Raw genomic sequence first — 16,318 nt, 5'->3', positions numbered from 1 at the left:
CCGCTCCCGGTCAGCCGACGGCCAGCAGGGTACTGCGTTCGAGGGCGGTGGCGAAGCCGTCGACGACGCGCTCGAGGTGGCGGGCGGTCTCCGCTTCGATGTCCAGGGTGCCGTCGGGGGCGGTGGCCAGGTGCTTGTCGAGGACGAACCAGCCGGGGGTGATGTGCTCGGCGCCCATCGAGGCGAGGACCGGGCGCAGTGCGTAGTCGACGGCCAGGACATGGGCGGTGGAGCCGCCGGTGGCCAGCGGCAGTACGGTCCGGCCCTCCAGGGCGTACTGCGGGAGCAGGTCCAGCAGGCACTTGAGCAGGCCGGAGTAGGCGGCCTTGTAGACGGGGGTGCCGATCACGACGCCGTCGGCGCGTTCGAACAGGGCGGTGGCCTCGCGGACCGCGGGGTGGCCGAAGTCGCCGCCGAGCAGCGCCTCGGCGGGCAGGGTGCGTACGTCCAGCGGGATCACCTCGTGTCCCCTGTCGGTCAGTCGCGCGTCCAGGTGGCGCAGCAGGCGGGCGGTGCGGGATGCGGCGGAGGGACTGCCGGAGACGGACAGGACGGTGGCCACGGTGATCACCTTCGGGTGTGCGTGCGGGGGGCGGGGTGCTGTGGGGCGGGTCCGGGCGCCGGGGAGCGGCGCCCGGACCCGGGTCGGCCGGTTTCTCAGGCTGCGCCGGCGAGCGGTTCCTGCACCCGGGCGGCCACCTCGACGTGGCCGCCCCGGCGCAGGGTGTTGTAGATCGGGCAGCTGCCGGTGAAGAGCCCGACCAGGATGTCGGCCTCTTCCTGGCCGACCCCTTCGAGCAGCAGCTCGATCCGCAGGTAGGCGTAGCGGGTGGGGTCCTGCGGGTCCCGCTGGTAGCTGATCTCGGCCCGGCCGCCGGTCAGGCCGGAGCCGCGTTCCTCGGCATGGAGCTGGATGTTGCTCAGGGAGCAGGAGGCCAGGGCGGACAGCAGCAGCTCTCCCGCCCCGACGGCCTCCCCCGGCCCTGTGCGGGCGTCGGAGACGAAGTGGTTGGTCCGGGCGGTCACCAGGAAGCGCCCCTGGGTGTCGGTGGTGCGGCCGGTGATGCTCGTGATGTCGCCTGCTGCTGTCATGCCGTGAGGTCCTTGGTGTCGCTGTGCGGAACCCGGTGTGCGGGGTGCGGGGTGTGGTGCGGGTCAGCCGTTGTCGCCGTTGCGGCGGTTGCGCCACTGCCCGGTCTCGGGGCGCTCCAGGCCCAGGTGGTCGCGGAGGGTGGTGCCCTCGTACTCGGTGCGGAACAGGCCGCGGCGCTGCAGGTCGGGCACCACCTGGCGGACGAAGTCCTCGAAGGCGCCCGGCGTGTGGACGGCGCCCACGGTGAAGCCGTCGCAGGCGCCCTCGGTGAACCACTCGGCCATGCCGTCGGCGACCTCGGCCGCCGTGCCGACGAAGGAGCCCTCGGTGCGGCCGCCGTAGCGCTTGCCCAGCTCACGCAGGGTCAGCCCCTCGCGCCGGGTCATCTCCACGACCTCCTGGTAGTGCCCCTGGACGCCGGGGACGTCGACGTCGGGCAGCGGCTCGTCGAGCGGCAGCTCCGAGAGGTCCACGTCCAGGTGGTAGGCGAGGGTCGACAGGCCGGCCAGCGGCGGGACCAGGTCCGCCAGGCGCTGCTCGGCCTCGCGCGCGGCCTCGGTGGTGGGGCCGATGATGGGGGTGGCCATGGGGAGGATCTTGATGTCCTCGGCACGGCGGCCGTGGCGGACCGCCCGGGCCTTGATGTCCTGGTAGAAGTCCTTGGCCGACTCCAGGGAGGCGTGGCTGCAGAAGATGACGTCGGACCAGCGCGCCGCGAAGTCACGGCCCTTGGGGGACGCCCCGGCCTGGATGATCACCGGGTAGCCCTGGGGCGGGCGGGGGGTGTTCAGCGGGCCGCGGACGTTGAACCACTCCCCCTTGTGGTCGATGGCGTGCACACGGTCGGGGTCGGCGAAGAGGGGGGCCTCCGGGTCCGCCACGAGGGCGTCGTCCTCCCAGCTGTCCCACAGCTTGCAGGTCACCTCGAGGAACTCGTCGGCCCGCGCGTAGCGCTGGTCGCGGTCGATGTGCCGGTCCTCGCCGAAGTTGCGGGCCTCGGAGTCCTGGAAGGAGGTCACCACGTTCCAGGCGGCGCGGCCGTCACTGAGGTGGTCGAGCGTGGCGAAGGAGCGCGCCACGGGGAAGGGGTCGAAGTAGCTGGTGGAGATCGTGGCGGCCACGCCGAGCCGGGTGGTGGCGGCGGCGACCGCGGACAGCACCGGCGTCGGATCCAGCCGCAGGGAGCCGAGCGCGCCGTAGCGCAGCTGGCTGTCCATGCTGCCGCCGAGGCGGTCGGGCACGGACAGGATGTCCGGGAGGAACATCAGGTCGAACTTGCCCTGCTCGAGCACGCGGCCGATGTGCTGGTAGTAGGAGGCCGACAGCCAGCCCGGCTCGGACCCGGGGTGGCGCCAGCCGCCGGGCCGGCCGGGGCCCGCGGTCACGAAGGCCGCGAGGTGCATCTGGTTCTCGGGGGTGCTCACTGCGTGTTCTCTCTTCCGTGCTGTGGTGCTGTCGTGGGGTGTGTCCTGTGGTGCGCCCTGCCGGTCACTCGGCCAGTTCGGCGGCCACCGCCTTCTTGACCGTGTCGAACCGGGAGTCCCGCAGGAACCCGGTCACGTCGATCTTCGAGGGGTAGACGCCCAGGGCGTGGAAGCTGTCGGCGAGGTCCTGGGTGTTCTCGATCGCCTTGCGGTCCACCGGAGCGAGTTGGTCGGCGTTGGAGTCCGAGAGCCTCTTCTCCTTGGTCAGCTCGAGGAACACCTCGCGCTCGAGGTCCTCCGAGCCGAATCCGCCGATCTTGTCGAAGAACTCGACGCTCGCCTCGGGCCGGGCGTTGACGCGGCGCTGGGTGTCCCGGATGACGCGCACCGCCTTCGCCGCGGCCTCGGGGTACTCCTCGGCGAAGGACTCACTGGCCACGTAGAAGGAGTAGTCGTAGGTCTTGACGTTCGGCAGCCTGCGGGCCTTGTGCCGGGCCCGGCCCAGGCTGATGGCCGGCGTCCAGCTGATCCAGGCGTCCACCTTGCCGTTGGCGAAGGCCGACTCGGCGTCGGCGGCCGGCAGGTTGACGTACTCGACGTCCTCCAGCCGCAGGCCGGCGGTCTGCAGGTACTTGATGAGGCTGTAGGTGCCGGTGGTGCCCTGCTGGTCGGCGACCCGCTTGCCCTTGAGATCGGCGGCGCCGCGGACGGTCGAGTTCTGGGGGACGAGGATCTCGACCTCGTTGGCGGGCAGCGGGTAGGCGGCGAGCGGCACGATGGGCACGCCCCCGCCGATCGCGTAGGCCACGGCGGTGGCGGTGGCGAAGGTGAAATCGACGCTGCCGGCCTTGAGCGCCTCCATCACCGGCAGCGAGGCGGTGAACCCGGACGGCCAGCTGACGGTGGTGCCGCCGAGTTCCTTGCCCAGGTCCACGCCGTCGAACTTGTAGCGCAGGGCCGCCGGGGTGCCGAGCCTGCCGCTGCCGATGACCGCGTAGCGGAGCTTCTGCGGCACGCCGTCGGCCAGTGCCGTGTTGCCCGGCCGCGATCCGCCGCCGCAGGCGGCCAGCGCCGGGGCGAGGGCGGCGGCACCGCCGACGGCCAGGACGCGGCGGCGCGAGACGTTTGTGGACAGGAGCGGGGAGGCTCCTGTGGTCGATCGGGAGAACGGGCGGTTCACGGTCACGGTCGGGTTCTTTCTCGGTGCGCGTTGCTCGGGCGGGCGGGTTCGGGGGGGGCGGCGGTGCGGGCGGGTTCAGGGGCGGCGGGGGTGGGGCGCGGGATCAGGCGTCGACCGGGACGGAGGAGTGCGGTTCGAGGAGGCCCTGGAGCAGTTCCTCCTTCCAGGCGACGAGGCGGGGGTGGCCGCGTCGCTCCCCGCGGGGCAGGTCGACGCGCAGGTCGCGGCCTACGGCGCCGTCGGCCAGCACCAGGACGCGGTCGGAGAGCACGAGCGCCTCCTCCACGTCATGGGTCACCAGCAGGACGGTGCGCGGCTGCTCCAGCCACAGGCGTTCCAGGAGCTGCTGCATGGCGATCCGGGTGATCGCGTCCAGGGCGCCGAACGGCTCGTCCAGGAGCAGCAGTTCGGGGTGGTGGAGCAGGGCGCGGGCCAGGGCGACGCGCTGCCGCTGTCCGCCGGAGAGCTCGGCCGGCCAGGCGCTTCCGCGGTCGGCCAGTCCCACGGCCTCCAGCAGGGCGCGGGCCTCGTCCCTGCGGCCCTTGACGCCCAGCAGCACGTTGGCCTCGACCGTGCGCCAGGGCAGCATCCGGTCCTCCTGGAACATCATCCGCACCATGGGCGGTTGCGGACCGGCTCCGTGGAGCTGGACGGTCCCCGTGCTCGGCTCCTCCAGTCCGGCGACGATCCGCAGCAGGGTGCTCTTGCCCGCGCCGCTGGGGCCGAGGAAGGAGACGAAGGAGCCGGCTTCGATCTCCAGGTCGAGGTTCTCCAGGACCCACCGGCCGTCGTACTGCCGGCCCAGGCCGTCCAGAGCCAGCCGGGCGCCTGCTCGCGCCGGGGTCACCGGTTCGCCTTGGGACGGTAGTTCGGGTGCCACCGGAGCACCCTCCTTTCGATGAGCCTGGTCAGGAGGTCGGCGAACAGACCGGCCAGTGCGTACAGCACGATGGCGAGGACGATCTGGTCGGTGCGCAGCAACTCACGGGCGTTCTGGGCGAGGTAGCCGATCCCGTCGCTGGCCGAGATGGTCTCGGCGACCACGAGGGTCATCCAGGCGACGCCGAGGGAGTACCGGATGCCGGACAGGATGGTGGGCATGGCCCCGGGGACGGCGATGTCGCGCACCAGGCGCCACCGCCCCAGTCCGTAGGAGCGGCCGAGCTGCAGCAGCTTGGGGTCGACCCCGCGGATGCCGGTCACGGTGTTCAGGTAGATGGGGAAGAAGGTGCCCAGTGCCACGAGGAGGATCTTGGGCTCCTCCCCGATGCCGAACCAGGCGATCATCAGCGGCACCAGAGCCAGGTGCGGAATGGTGCGCACCATCTGCAGGGTCCGGTCGAGGAGGATCTCCGTCACCTTCGACATGCCGACCAGGAAGCCCAGGATCAGGCCGGTGGCCGCGCCCAGGGCGAATCCCTGCAGGATGCGCCGCAGGCTGGTGAGGATGTGGAACTGGAGTTCTCCGGTGGCGGCCAGATCGCTTCCCGCCCGCAGCACCGCCCCGGGGGCGGGGAGGACGGACGGCGGCAGGATGCCGACCGCGGCGGTCCACTGCCACACCAGCAGGACCAGCAGGGGGACGGCCCAGGGGCCGACCGTGCGGGCGGTGCGCAGCAGCGCCCGGCGGTTGCGTCCGGCGGAGGACGGCCCGGCCGCCTCCTTCCTCGGTGCGCCGGGGCGTCCGGCGGGACCGGCAGGACCGGCAGGACCGGGATGCGGTGGTCGGTCCTTGGCGAGCAGCGTCTGCTCGGGCATGGGAGATCCCCTTCAGGAGTGGTTCGGCCGCCCGTCCGACCGCTCGGCCGGTGGGGAGCGGCAGCCGGGAGGGACTTTCGGGGCCGTGTGGCGGTGAGGCCTCGGTACGGCGCCCGAAGCCTGCTCCCGGAGCCGTACCGAACAGCGGGCTGGGCGGGGCGAGCCGGGGCTGGAGGCGGGGCGCGCCTGCGGTCGGGCCTGACACGGCCGCGCCCGCCGCTGCTTCAGCGGCGGGAACGCGGCAGGCGGAGTGTGTGTGAGATCAACAACAGCCCGTGCTGACGGCGCGCATGAGGTCGATGTGCCGACGGCTCGTCAGGCTGGTGCAGAAACGGGAGGCCGGCTCGGCTACCGGGTGCGCCGGGTGGGCGGCGTATCGCCCCGGCTGCGCGCCACGATGCATCAGAAGCTCCCGAAATCCCGTCAGACGTGCATGGGCCATGCACTCGAAGGCGGACCCGGACCCGAGGACTCGACGGCCTCATGTCCGGATTCAACTGCAAGCAACTGTATACACATGGAGACAGTGGCAGACTATGGCCGTCTCGAATCGCGAGAACGTTTGTCCGCCGAGAGCACCGCTTCGCGTGCGCCGACGACGGGCCGGCCCTCGCACGGAAGGGGAGCGACCAGTTTGAGCACCGCACGGGGAGACCGGGGCGCCGACACGGGCGCGGGCAGCCACTACGCCCGGATCCGGCAGAGCATCCTCGACGGCCAGGCGCCTCCCGGAACCGTCCTGATCCCGACCGGTCTCAGCACGCAGTTCAACGTCTCGCGCACTCCTGTCCGGGAGGCGCTGATCCGGCTCGAGCAGGAGGGCCTGGTGACCCGGGCCACTCGCGGCTACGTGGTGCGCACCCGCACCCCCCAGGAGATCCTGGAGATCTGCGAGGCGCGCATCGCCCTGGAGTCGTCGGCCGCGCAGGCGGCCGCGACCCGCCGGACCGAGCTCGACCTGGCCCGACTCGTCCACGTCCACGAGTCCGCCGCGGCGTCGACGGACCCCGCGGAGCTGCAGGAGCTCAACCAGCAGTGGCACCGGGTGCTGCGTGAGGCGGGACACAATGCGACGATCATCGAGCTGATGGACCGTCTGGACGCCCAGCTGAAGGTCTACGACTCCGGCACCACCACCCGGCCGGACAACCTCACCCTGATCCTCGAGGAGCACACCCTGATCCTGGACGCGATCCGCCGCGGCGACGCGGCGGCCGCCCGGCAGCACGTCGTCGAGCATCAGAGCCGCACCCGCGACCTGCGCCTCGCCGCCCTGGCGCGCTCCTGAGCCCGCCTCCGCCCCGGTCACCGTGCACCGGTCACCGGTCACCGGTCACCGGCCCGCCGTTATCGTTGCCTCCGGCCGGGGACCCGGCGGTCATGACACACATCGGATACACGATGATGACCGAGCAGAGCGGGCCCCGTGAGCTGGTCGGCCATGTGGTGCGGGCCGAGGAGGCGGGCTTCGACTTCTCCGTGACCTCGGAGGCCTAGGACCACTTTTTCCCCCGGCTGCGGCCGCAGGGCCACGCGCCGTACGCGTGGAGCGTGCTGGGCGCGGCGGCCCAGGCCACCTCGCGGATCCCGCTGATGACGTATGTGACGTGTCCCACGTTCCGGTACCACCCGGCGGTGGTGGCGCAGAAGGCCGCGACGATGCAGCTGCTGTCCGAGGGCCGGTTCCGGCTGGGCCTCGGCTCGGGAGAGAACCTCAACGAGCACGTGGTGGGCGGCGGCCGGCCGTCGGTGGACGTGCGGCACGAGATGCTCGAGGAAGCGGTGGAGGTCATCCGTGCGCTGTTCGAGGGCGGGCATGTGAACCACCGCGGCACCCACTTCGACGTCGAGTCGGCCCGGCTGTGGGACCTGCCGGACCAGCCGCCGCCGATCGGTGTCGCGGTCTCCGGGGAGCGGTCCTGCGCCCTCGCGGGCCGACTCGCGGATCTGGTGATCGCCACGGAGCCGGAAGCCGGGCTGCTCGAATCGTTCGACCGGCACGGCGGCACGGGCAAGCCCCGGGTGGGGCAGTTGCCCGTGTGCTACGACCCCGACCGCGACACGGCCGTCGAACGCGCTCATTCCCAGTTCCGCTGGTTCGGCAACGGCTGGAAGGTCAACTCCGAGCTGCCGCACCCGGACTCCTTCGCCTCGGCCACCCGGTTCGTACGGCCCGAGGACGTCGCCGGCTCGATCCCCTGCGGCAGCGACCCGGCGGACTTCGTCGAGGCCGTCCGCGCCTACATGGAGGCCGGTTTCACCGAGATCGCCCCCGTGCAGATCGGCGGCGACACACAGCCGGAGTACCTGAACTGGTCGGAGAAGACCCTGCTGCCGGCGCTGCGGAGCGCCTTCGGCCGAGCGGCACCCCACCGGGGCTAACCGGGCGCGGCGCCGAGGAAACACCCGAAGGGATGAGCATACGGCCCGGTTGCGGGGTACCAGATGGCTCTGTGTCGGTACTTCCCGGAGGCCCTCTCGTGAACTCGTTCGTGCACAAGACCCTGGTGGTGGAGATCCAGGCGGGCGCCGCGGACCGCATCCCCGGGCTCGCCCATCTGGGTTACGACCCCGCGGACCCCTTCGCCGTCACCGTCGTCTTCAGCCACGAGGGCCGGATCCTCGCACGCTGGCAGCTGGACCGGGAGATGCTCTTCGACGGCCTCACCCGACCGACCGGGATCGGTGACGTGCGGCTGCGGCCGGAGTCCCCGGGCGTGGGGCGGGAACTGCGGATGGAGTTCTTCGGTACGGCCCGCGCCGACGGCGGCCGGCACCACGCGGTGGTGTTCGTGTGGGCCGAGGCCGTCGGGGACTTCCTGCGCGAGACGTACCGGGCGGTCGCACCGGGGGACGAGGAGGTCCGCCTCGACGACTTCCTCGCGGACGTCCTCGCCGGCGGCTGAGGGACGACCGTTTCACCGTGCCGTGTGCCGGTGCCGGGCCCACAGGGGGAGCCCGAACCAGCACACCAGGTACCAGGTGACCACCCCGACGACCAGGTACGGGACGAAGTCGTCGTGGGTCGCCACCCGCAGGATCAGCAGCAGTGCGGCGCTGGTGGTGGCGAGCAGCAGGACGAGGCCGAGCAGGGTCAGCCGGGACGCCCACCGCACCGCCTGCGGTTTGACGCGCCGCCCGGAGACGAGCCGGTGCAGCGAGACGGGGCCGATGAGCGCCCCGGTGGCGCAGGCGCCGAGGACGACCGTGACGATGTAGATCGTCTGGTCCGTCTCGGACAGTTGCGCGTACCTCGGGGTGAACACGACGGTCAGCAGGAATCCGAAGAGGATCTGGACGCCCGTCTGCGCGACGCGGACCTCCTGGATGAGCTCCTGCCACATCCGGTCCGCCCGCTCCTCCTCGCTCTCGTCGCGCCCCCTGCGCCTGCTCTCACCCTGCTCCGGGTCCGGCACGGATGCCTCCTGGGTCGAACGGCCTCGGTCCCTCTCCTCCCGCCTCTTCCCCGTCCACGGCCGTTCTCCCCACTTCACCGCGCGTGACCGGGGAGCCTGCCGGGGACTCCTACCAGCGGGACTCCACCTGGTCCTTGATCCGCCGTGCGTAGAGGTCGTCGATCGCGGTGAGCGTCCGCTCGGACAGCTCCGGGAGCCGGGCGGCGTGCGCGTTGGCGCGGGCCTGCTCGGGCGAGCGGGCGCCGGGGATGACGGTGGTGACGCCGGGCTGCCGGACGATCCAGCGCAGGGCCAGCTGGGCCGGGGTGCAACCCTCGGGGGCGAGCGCGGCGAACTCGGCGGCGGCCTCGACGCCGGTCGCGTAGTCCACCCCGGAGAAGGTCTCGCCCTGGTCGAAGGACTCACCGTGCCGGTTGAAGGTGCGGTGGTCGTTCTCCGGGAAGACGGTGTCCTTGGTGTACCTGCCCGACAGCAGCCCCGAGGCCAGCGGGACGCGGGCGATGACGCCGACGCCCGCCGCGCGGGCCGCCGGGAGCACCTCGGCCAGGGGCTTCATGCGGAACGGGTTGAGGATGATCTGCACGCTCGCCACGTTCGGCCGGGCGATCGCGGTCAGTGCCTGGGCGCAGGTCTCCACGCTGACCCCGTAGGCGGCGACGCGCTCCTCCGCCACCAGGGTGTCGAGGGCGTCGAAGACCTCGTCGGAGGAGTAGACGGGCGTCGGCGGGCAGTGCAACTGCACCAGGTCGATGCGGTCGACGCCGAGGTTGCGCCGTGAACGGTCGTTCCACGCGCGGAAGTTGTCCAGCACGTAGTTCTCCGGGAGCTGTTCGGCCCGGCGGCCCATCTTGGTCGCGACCAGGACGTGCAGATCGGGCCGGCCGCTGAGGAACGACGCGATGGTCTGTTCGCTGCGCCCGTCGCCGTACACGTCGGCGGTGTCGAAGAAGGTGACCCCGGACTCGGCGGCCGCCTCCAGGACCGCGAGGGCCTGCTTGTCGTCGACCTCCCCCCAGTCCGCCCCGAGTTGCCAGGTGCCGAGACCGATCACGGAGGCGTGCTGACCCGACCTGTCGAATGTGCGCTCGTCCATGGCGTCAGTCTGTCATCCGTCGCGGTTCGAGGGGGACGGGGAGACGGTGGGACGGGCGCGGTCCTGTTCAGACGCTCGCGGCCGTGCGGCATTCGGGGTGGCCCCAGCCGCTGTCGTTCTTGGCGATGGGCTCGCCGGCCGCGTAGGAGCGGCCGCAGAGGCAGCGGCCGGGGAACTTCGCCTTGATCGTGCGGGCCGAGGAGCCACCGCGCGACCGGGAGGACGCCTTGGCCGCGGAGGAGCGGCGCTTCGCGGCGCCGGCCGACGGGGTGTCCGGGGAGGGCGGCGGCTCGGGCGAACCCGCGTCGCTGCCCGCGTCCTGCTGGACGGTGGCCGCCTGGCTGGCGGCCCGGTCGGCGAAGTCGTTGAGCCGGTCGCCGTCGACCTGGTGGGCGGGGACGTAGCGGAACTCGACGGAGCGGCCCTGCAGGAGTTCGTCGATGCCGACGACGAGTTCCTGGTTGGCGACCGGTTTGCCGGCCGCGGTGCGCCAGCCGTTGCGCTTCCAGCCGGGCAGCCAGGTGGTGACCGCCTTCATGGCGTACTGCGAGTCCATCCGGACCTCGAGCGGCACAGCGGGGTCGGTCGCCGCCAGCAACCGCTCCAGCGCGGTGAGTTCGGCGACGTTGTTGGTGGCTCTGCCGAGTGCGCCCGCCTGCCAGCGGACCGGGGTCTCGGAGGCGTCGGCGATCACCCAGGCCCAGGCGGCGGGTCCGGGATTGCCCTTGGAGGCCCCGTCGCACGCGGCCACAACTCGTTCACGCATGCGCCCGATCATGTCATGGCCGGGCAGTGCGCCGGTCCGGGCGGGCTCCTCGGGCGACGTCCGTCGTCCCGGGCGTCCCGCCCGTCGTGGTCGTGAGGAGGCGCCGAAGGTCCGGCCCGGGACGTCCCCGTGGAAGGCCTTGGCGGTCTCGACGTCGTCGAACGTCGCGTCGGCCCAGCAGGGTGTTCCCTCGAGTCGTACGGCCCTGGTGGCGTGCCCCGTCCGGACGGCCGGCCGGTCCCTCGCGACACGCTGGTCACCTGTCCGGGCCCGCGCGCCGGGCAGGGGCCGCGCGCCCGGTGGACGGCCTTTCCCGAACCGTGTCTTCCCCGCTGGGCTCTGATGTGCTTGCCTGGGAGCCGTTTTCGCCGGGCGGGGCGGGGGTCGCCGTATGCGCAAGCCGTGGGTCGTGGGGGTGGTGCTGGTCGCCGTGCTGCTCGGCGCGTGCGGGGACCCCTCGTCCGAGCCCGGGGCCGGGCCGCCACCGCCCGCGCCCGTGGCGTCGGCCACCACGCACCAACGGGCCGCGGCCACGCCCGGCGCCTCTTCGCCCGGTGCGGCCGGCGCCGGGGACGTCTCCCCCGGCGCCGCGTCCGGCGAGCCGCCCGAGCCGCCCGAGCCGCCCACCGTGCTGTACCTCGGGGACTCACTCGCGATGGAGAACCAGAAGGTCCTCGGACGGGAACTGCGCAAGCAGCTGCGCGCCCGGTACACGAGCGCGCCCTACTCGGGTACCACCCTCTGCGACTACCTGGAGGGTTCCGCACAGCGGTCCCTGGTCCCGGCGGCGGACAAGGCGGCGGCGCTGGTGCGCTCGCTGCGGCCGGACTACGTGGTGCTGCAGTTCTGGGGCAACGCCTGGGACTACACCCCCTGCATGGACGGCGTCACCTACGACGCCTCGCCGGAGGAGTACTTCGAGCGGTACGCGTCCGCCGCGCGCCGGCTCACCGAGCAGATCCGCACGGCCGGTGCGGCCCGACCGCCCCGGCTCGTCTGGGTGCTGCAGGGCCCCGACCCGATCACCCCCGACCGGGTCCGCCGGGTGAACACGCTCTACGAGGAGCACGCCGCCGCCTCCGGCGGCCTGGTGGCCGACGCGGGCGGCGCGGTGAGTCCGGCCGGGGCGCGTTACACCTGGTCGCAGTACCTGCCGTGCGACGCCTACGAGCGGGCCCATCCCGAGTACTGCACCCAGCAGGACCGGGGCCGCACCGCCCTGCACCTGGACGACGACTACCTGCACTTCTGCCTGGCGCCCACGACGTCGACGCCGAAACCCTGCCCGGTCCGCTCCCCCGGCATCCTGCGCATCGCGCGGGAGATCACCCGGGTGCTCGGGGAGCACGTCCGCTCCCGCTGACGGAACGCGTCAGAACCGTCCGCGACGACGGGCACGCTCCCCGCCGGTGTCACTCGCCCGCGTACGCCTTCTCCAGAGCGGCGATGTCGAGCTTGCCCATCGACAGCATGGCCTTCATGGCCCGGTCCGCCTTCTCCGGGTCCGGGTCGCTGATCAGCTCGGTCAGCCGCACCGGGGTGACCTGCCAGGACACGCCGAACCGGTCCTTGAGCCAGCCGCAGGGGCCGTGCTCCCCGCCGCCCTCGACGAGCTTGTCCCAGTAGTGGTCGACCTCCGCCTGGTCGGCGCAGTCGATCTGGAAGGAGATCGCCTCGCTGAACGTGAACTCGGGTCCGCCGTTCAGCGCGACGAACTTCTGTCCGTTGGCCGTGAACTCCACGGTGAGGACGGAGCCCGTCGTGCCGTACCCGGACTCGGTGTACCGGAGGATCCGGCCGACGCTCGAGTCCTTGAACACGGAGACGTAGAAGTCCGCTGCCTCTTCGGCCCGGCCGTCGAACCAGAGGCACGTGGTGAATCCGTCGGTGGTCATGGATGTCTCCCGGGGTGTGGAAGGGGCGTGGAACGCGGTCTGTCGGTGTGGACCGGCCCACGCCTCGGAACTCATCGGTCGGCGGCGCTCTGCCCCTGGCGAATCTGCCGCGGGCAGAGAAATCCCCGCGGGCCGCCGCAGCCGGTCGAGAGTGGGGACACACGGTCGCACCGGCCGTGCGCCGAAGTGCAACACGGCACCACCACCGACACCACGGGAGCGCCGATGTCTCCACTCACCGCCGGCCGGCCGCCGGCTTTGCTGCCCCGGGCCGAGGAGGGCGACACCCCTTCGACCCGGTTCGACGACCATCTGGCCGCGCAGCTCCTCGCGCAGCGGATCGTGCTGCTCGGGACCCAGGTCGACGAGGTCTCCGCCAACCGGGTGTGCGCGCAGCTGCTGATCCTGTCCGCCGAGGACCCGCGCACCGACATCAGCCTGTACGTCAACAGCCCCGGCGGCTCCGTGCACGCGGGCCTGGCGATCTACGACACGATGCGGCTGATCCCCAACGACGTCTCGACGCTCGCCATGGGGTTCGCGGCCAGCATGGGCCAGTTCCTGCTGAGCGTCGGCGCGCCGGGCAAGCGGTACGCCCTGCCCAACGCGCGGATCATGATGCACCAGCCGTCCGCCGGGATCGGCGGCACCACCGCCGACATCGAGATCCAGGCGGAGAACCTGGAGTTCACCAAGCGGGCCATCGAGCGGATCACCGCCGAGCACACCGGCCAGTCGGCGGAGACGATCTCCCGGGACGGCGACCGCGACCGCTGGTTCACGGCCGAGGAGGCCAGGGAATACGGAATGGTGGACCGGGTGGTGGAGTCGCTGGACGATGTCCGGCCGGCCGCGACGCGACGCCGGATGGGGCTGTGACGATGGGTACGTACACGATTCCGAACGTCGTCGAGCGCACCCCGCAGGGCGAGCGGTCCTACGACGTGTTCAGCAGGCTGCTGTCCGAGCGGATCATCTTCCTGGGCACCGAGATCGACGACGGGGTGGCCAACGTGGTCATCGCGCAGCTCCTCCATCTGGAGTCGTCGGCGCCGGAGAGCGAGATCGCGGTCTACATCAACTCCCCGGGCGGCTCGTTCACCTCGCTCATGGCGATCTACGACACCATGGCGTTCGTCCAGGCGCCGATCTCGACGTACTGCGTCGGTCAGGCGGCGTCCACGGCTGCGGTACTGCTGGCCGGCGGGGACCCGGGGCGCCGGTTCGTGCTGGAGCACGCGCGGGTGCTGCTGGGCCAGCCGGCCACGGGCGGGCGGCGGGGCACGGTCTCCGATCTGTCGCTGCAGGCCAAGGAGATGCTGCGGATCCGTGCACAGGTGGAGGAGGTGCTGTCCCGGCACACGCACCACGACGTGGCGACGCTGCGCGCGGACATGGACCGCGACAAGGTGTTCACCGCGCGGGAGGCCGTCTCCTACGGCCTGGCCGACGAGGTGCTGAGCCGGCGCCTCGTGGGCGGGTGAGGCGCCGGGCCCGGCACGGTCTCGCCTCAGGCGGCCAGGCACAGCCCGTCGTACGAGGCGCGGGGGGTGCTCCGGTTCGTCCCCCGGCCGACGGGAGCCCGCAGGGCGGTGACGCGGACGAGTTCTCCCTGCACCCGTGACAGCAGGTCGCCCAGGCCCAGACCGAGGGCCTGGGCGGCGGCGGCGAGGACCTCCGACGAGGCCTCCTTGCGGCCCCGCTCCACCTCCGACAGGTACGGCATGGAGATCCGGGCCGTGTCGGCGACGTCCTTCAGCGTCCGTTCCTGGGCGAGCCGCTCACGCCGCAGCACGTCACCGACCAGGTCGCGCCAGAGCGGCTCCCTGGGGGCCGGAGCGGGGGCGGTGGGCGCCGGGCCCGGCGGGGCCGCGGCCCGGCGTGCGGGCTTCGGGCCCGCGGTCGCGGGCCGCAGGGGGATGACACGGGCGTCGAGGGGCGCTTGATTGCTCACTCCTTCAGCCTAGGAATCCCCGCCCCGAGGGGAAGGGAGCGGCGTTCCGCCCTGAGTGAAGGGGCGGAACGCCGAGCCTCTGCGGAGGCCCTCGAAAAGTCGGGGGGAGTGTTCGGTGAAGGGCTGGGTACCAGCACCTCCGAAGGACCGACGCACATCCGCCCGTGCACGTTCGTGGGGAGAGGTAAAGGTATGGAGACCGCCGTGATCCGGCCGCAGGCACAGGTCGTCGAGAAGAACGCCGAGGCCGGGACGGGTGACGGGAGCCTGCCGGGGGTGGTGGATCCCCGAACCGTCGCTCCGCGCGATGCCAAGGAACTGTCCCGCCAGTTCTTCCGTCGTCTGGCGGAGCTGGAGGAGGGCACACACGAGTACCAGTACGCGCGCAACACTCTGATCGAGATGAACATGTCGCTGGTGCGGTTCGCGGCCGGACGGTTCCGCGGCCGTGGCGACGACATGGAGGACATCGTCCAGACCGGCATGATCGGTCTGATCAAGGCGATCGACCGGTTCGAACTGTCGCGTGAGGTCGAGTTCACCTCCTTCGCGCTGCCGTACATCGTCGGCGAGATCAAGCGCTTCTTCCGTGACACCACGTGGGCGGTGCATGTGCCGCGGCGGCTCCAGGAGCTGCGGGTGGAACTGGCCAAGGCCCGTGAGGAGCTCTCCAGCCGACTGGACCGCGATCCCACGGTCGCCGAGCTCGCCACGTTGATGAACATCACCGAGGAGCAGGTCCTCGAGGGACAGCTCGCCGCGAACGGCTACAACTCCTCGTCGCTGGACGCCGCCCTCACCGGTGACGGACCGGAGAACGGCGAGGCCGTCCTCGCCGACTTCATCGGTATGGAGGAGGAGGGGCTGCGGCTCGTGGAGGACTTCCACGCGCTCGCGCCGCTCATGGCCGAGCTGAGCGACCGCGACCGCGAGATCATCCGCCTGCGGTTCGTGGAGGAGGCCACCCAGGCGGAGATCGGCGAGCAGCTCGGGTGCTCGCAGATGCACGTCTCCCGGCTGATCAAGCGGATCATCGGCCGTCTGCGCGAGGGCATGCTGGGCGAGCTGGGCTGCGCCTGACACCCCCAAAGGACGCACACCGTACGCGCCTGCCGGCCCCCTGCGAGGGGGCCGGCAGGCGTTCTCGACCGGGCTTTCGCAGCCGACGCGGGCCGCCGGTTCAGCCGGCGTCGAGGCTCAGCACCGCGCCGACGCGCTTGCCGACCGGTACCCGCTCCACGAAGAGGTCCCGCGCCAGGGCCCGGACGATCTCCAGTCCGTGGCAGCCGACGCGCCGGGGATCGCGGGGGAAGACCCGGGGCAGGGTGCCGCTGCTGTCGTACACGGCGACCGTGATCGCCTCGTCCGTGCCCTCCAGCTCCAGGATGTACGGTCCGCCGCTGTGCCGGTCGGCGTTGGTGACCAGTTCGCTCACCACCAGGAGTGCCGCGCCGTCGGTCCGTCGGCCGATCGTGGCGCACCACTCGGTCCTCAGCTGTTCCAGGAAGCGCGCGGCGAAGTCGCGCGCTTCGGCGATGCATCCCGGCTCGCCGGTGAAGTGTGCCGTCCGCCGCAGCGGTTCCACGGGCACGTCGAAACCAATCGGTATCACTGCCCCGTCCAGGTGATCGATCATGCGTTTCTCTCTGGGAAGCCGGACTGGCCGGACGCTCTGCACCGGTGCACCTACCCCGAGTCGGACGGCGCAGTCCCCTGATCGGTGTTCGTCGTGCCACACG

The 16,318-nt window shown here is 72.0% G+C and carries 18 protein-coding genes and 1 pseudogene; 7 read left to right on the top strand and 12 right to left on the bottom strand.

Annotation, left to right across the window (positions count from 1 at the left end):
- Nucleotides 1–10: 10 nt before the first annotated feature.
- The 6 genes from ssuE to ACWEQO_RS28095 form a co-directional block, all read right to left on the bottom strand.
- Nucleotides 11–562: an NADPH-dependent FMN reductase gene (gene ssuE, locus ACWEQO_RS28120; RefSeq protein ID WP_361460999.1), complete on the bottom strand. Its 552-nt coding sequence runs from the start codon at nt 560–562 to the stop codon at nt 11–13.
- A 95-nt stretch (nt 563–657) separates the two neighbouring features.
- Nucleotides 658–1,092, bottom strand: a complete 435-nt coding sequence (locus tag ACWEQO_RS28115; RefSeq protein ID WP_361460996.1) for an OsmC family protein — start codon at nt 1,090–1,092, stop codon at nt 658–660.
- Between the two features lie 63 nt (nt 1,093–1,155).
- Nucleotides 1,156–2,517 (bottom strand): LLM class flavin-dependent oxidoreductase, encoded by a 1,362-nt coding sequence (locus ACWEQO_RS28110; protein WP_452985707.1) that lies wholly within the window; start codon nt 2,515–2,517, stop codon nt 1,156–1,158.
- Between the two features lie 64 nt (nt 2,518–2,581).
- Nucleotides 2,582–3,703 carry an NrtA/SsuA/CpmA family ABC transporter substrate-binding protein gene (locus tag ACWEQO_RS28105; RefSeq protein ID WP_361460991.1) on the bottom strand — a complete coding sequence of 374 codons (1,122 nt, stop codon included), beginning with the start codon at nt 3,701–3,703 and terminating at the stop codon, nt 2,582–2,584.
- A gap of 97 nt (nt 3,704–3,800) precedes the next feature.
- Nucleotides 3,801–4,544 (bottom strand): ABC transporter ATP-binding protein, encoded by a 744-nt coding sequence (locus tag ACWEQO_RS28100; protein WP_452985706.1) that lies wholly within the window; start codon nt 4,542–4,544, stop codon nt 3,801–3,803.
- Complete coding sequence (locus ACWEQO_RS28095; RefSeq protein WP_361460985.1) at nt 4,541–5,455, bottom strand: ABC transporter permease; 915 nt, start codon at nt 5,453–5,455, stop codon at nt 4,541–4,543. Before ACWEQO_RS28095 ends, ACWEQO_RS28100 begins: the two co-directional genes overlap by 4 nt.
- 634 nt (nt 5,456–6,089) lie before the next feature.
- On the opposite strand from ACWEQO_RS28095, the gene ACWEQO_RS28090 reads away from it, so the two are divergent.
- From ACWEQO_RS28090 to ACWEQO_RS28080, 3 genes and pseudogenes are all read left to right on the top strand, one after another.
- Nucleotides 6,090–6,743 (top strand): GntR family transcriptional regulator, encoded by a 654-nt coding sequence (locus tag ACWEQO_RS28090; protein ID WP_452985705.1) that lies wholly within the window; start codon nt 6,090–6,092, stop codon nt 6,741–6,743.
- A 92-nt stretch (nt 6,744–6,835) separates the two neighbouring features.
- A pseudogene (locus tag ACWEQO_RS28085) lies at nt 6,836–7,837 on the top strand (LLM class F420-dependent oxidoreductase).
- A gap of 98 nt (nt 7,838–7,935) precedes the next feature.
- Entirely contained in the window at nt 7,936–8,361 is a 426-nt protein-coding gene (locus ACWEQO_RS28080; protein ID WP_452985704.1) for an SsgA family sporulation/cell division regulator, read from the top strand.
- Nucleotides 8,362–8,373: 12 nt separating this feature from the next.
- Here ACWEQO_RS28080 and ACWEQO_RS28075 read toward each other — a convergent pair whose 3' ends face one another.
- The 3 genes from ACWEQO_RS28075 to ACWEQO_RS28065 form a co-directional block, all read right to left on the bottom strand.
- A complete protein-coding gene (locus ACWEQO_RS28075) occupies nt 8,374–8,871 on the bottom strand; it encodes a DUF6328 family protein (RefSeq protein ID WP_452985703.1) in 498 nt (165 codons plus the stop codon).
- Nucleotides 8,872–8,980: 109 nt separating this feature from the next.
- Complete coding sequence (locus ACWEQO_RS28070) at nt 8,981–9,964, bottom strand: aldo/keto reductase (RefSeq protein WP_452985702.1); 984 nt, start codon at nt 9,962–9,964, stop codon at nt 8,981–8,983.
- A 67-nt stretch (nt 9,965–10,031) separates the two neighbouring features.
- A complete protein-coding gene (locus ACWEQO_RS28065; RefSeq protein WP_361461665.1) occupies nt 10,032–10,742 on the bottom strand; it encodes a ribonuclease H family protein in 711 nt (236 codons plus the stop codon).
- Between the two features lie 379 nt (nt 10,743–11,121).
- Here ACWEQO_RS28065 and ACWEQO_RS28060 point away from each other — a divergent pair, with 379 nt between their 5' ends.
- The gene (locus ACWEQO_RS28060; protein WP_452985701.1) at nt 11,122–12,093 is read left to right on the top strand and encodes an SGNH/GDSL hydrolase family protein; all 972 of its coding nucleotides are present in this window, start codon (nt 11,122–11,124) and stop codon (nt 12,091–12,093) included.
- A 49-nt stretch (nt 12,094–12,142) separates the two neighbouring features.
- On the opposite strand, the gene ACWEQO_RS28055 is transcribed toward ACWEQO_RS28060, so the two are convergent.
- Nucleotides 12,143–12,625 carry a VOC family protein gene (locus ACWEQO_RS28055; protein ID WP_361461670.1) on the bottom strand — a complete coding sequence of 161 codons (483 nt, stop codon included), beginning with the start codon at nt 12,623–12,625 and terminating at the stop codon, nt 12,143–12,145.
- A gap of 225 nt (nt 12,626–12,850) precedes the next feature.
- Between ACWEQO_RS28055 and ACWEQO_RS28050 the strand changes: the two genes are divergently transcribed.
- Both ACWEQO_RS28050 and ACWEQO_RS28045 read left to right on the top strand, forming a co-directional pair.
- On the top strand, nt 12,851–13,504 hold the full coding sequence (locus tag ACWEQO_RS28050; RefSeq protein ID WP_361461673.1) for an ATP-dependent Clp protease proteolytic subunit: 654 nt from the start codon (nt 12,851–12,853) through the stop codon (nt 13,502–13,504).
- Between the two features lie 2 nt (nt 13,505–13,506).
- Nucleotides 13,507–14,109 (top strand): ClpP family protease, encoded by a 603-nt coding sequence (locus ACWEQO_RS28045; protein ID WP_361461676.1) that lies wholly within the window; start codon nt 13,507–13,509, stop codon nt 14,107–14,109.
- Between the two features lie 26 nt (nt 14,110–14,135).
- On the opposite strand, the gene ACWEQO_RS28040 is transcribed toward ACWEQO_RS28045, so the two are convergent.
- Nucleotides 14,136–14,579, bottom strand: a complete 444-nt coding sequence (locus ACWEQO_RS28040) for a helix-turn-helix domain-containing protein (protein WP_452985700.1) — start codon at nt 14,577–14,579, stop codon at nt 14,136–14,138.
- A 192-nt stretch (nt 14,580–14,771) separates the two neighbouring features.
- Between ACWEQO_RS28040 and ACWEQO_RS28035 the strand changes: the two genes are divergently transcribed.
- Nucleotides 14,772–15,659 carry an RNA polymerase sigma factor SigF gene (locus tag ACWEQO_RS28035; RefSeq protein WP_361461681.1) on the top strand — a complete coding sequence of 296 codons (888 nt, stop codon included), beginning with the start codon at nt 14,772–14,774 and terminating at the stop codon, nt 15,657–15,659.
- 100 nt (nt 15,660–15,759) lie between these two features.
- Here the strand turns inward: ACWEQO_RS28035 and ACWEQO_RS28030 are convergent, their stop codons facing one another.
- On the bottom strand, nt 15,760–16,215 hold the full coding sequence (locus tag ACWEQO_RS28030) for an ATP-binding protein (RefSeq protein ID WP_361461683.1): 456 nt from the start codon (nt 16,213–16,215) through the stop codon (nt 15,760–15,762).
- Nucleotides 16,216–16,318 lie beyond the last annotated feature (103 nt).

Source organism: Streptomyces sp. NPDC004051 (assembly GCF_053604275.1).
This window is presented reverse-complemented; position numbering and strand designations above follow the sequence as displayed.